1 protein-coding gene is annotated in these 686 nt (G+C 41.7%); it reads right to left on the bottom strand.

Annotation, left to right across the window (positions count from 1 at the left end):
• Window positions 1-300 precede the first annotated feature (300 nt).
• A complete protein-coding gene (locus CWC11_RS20275; RefSeq protein ID WP_138684131.1) occupies window positions 301-612 on the bottom strand; it encodes a transposase in 312 nt (103 codons plus the stop codon).
• Window positions 613-686 lie beyond the last annotated feature (74 nt).

The following is a 686-nucleotide window of genomic DNA, read 5'->3' as shown; positions in this document are numbered from 1 at the left end:
CGCGACGCTTACCTGATTTAGAGCGATAACCTACGCTTTGTAATAAACGCTGCACCCGGCCTTTACTGCAATCATGACCATCGGCTATGGCGGCTTCCCATAATTTTCTGTAACCAGGTATGCAGTGCTCTTCATTACTTCTTTTTATTAAAAACTGAAGTAAGAAATCATTTCTTCCTGTAACAGGGTTTAACGACTGTTTCAGCCATTTGTAATACCCTGCCTTAGAGACAGATAATAACGCACATAACTTGCTTATTGTTTTCTTCGCCGTAGCAGTCTGATGGATATATTGAAACCTTATTCTTTTAGGCTGTCGAAGTAGGCCCTCGCCTTTTTTAACACGTCGTTCTCCAACTGCGCGTCCTCAAGCTGCTTCTCAAGGTTATGGACTTGACGTTCAAGGTCTTTATATGATTTTTCTGGGCCTTGGTTTTTAAGTGGATTAGCTTCTTCTTTTGAGGTCATTTTACTTCTCCAGCTTGACAGCATATCAGGATGAATACCGTATTTTTTAGCGGTCATTTTAACGGTACCGTGTGAGTCTAGCGACTCCTGTACCACTTTTATTTTAAATTCCTCTGTATGTTTACGAAACGCTTTTACTTTCATGACAACTGACTCCTAAATAGGTGTCTACTTTTATGGAGTCAGATCAATCAGCGGTCAGCGGTCAGCGGTCAGCG

It is taken from the genome of Pseudoalteromonas sp. S3178 (genome assembly GCF_005886985.1).
GTDB classification, from domain to species: Bacteria; Pseudomonadota; Gammaproteobacteria; order Enterobacterales; family Alteromonadaceae; genus Pseudoalteromonas; species Pseudoalteromonas carrageenovora.
This window is presented reverse-complemented; position numbering and strand designations above follow the sequence as displayed.

Bases quoted from the DNA above. Each gene is read 5' to 3' on its own strand.
- CWC11_RS20275 (WP_138684131.1), bottom strand. From the start codon at position 612: ATGAAAGTAAAAGCGTTTCGTAAACATACAGAGGAATTTAAAATAAAA.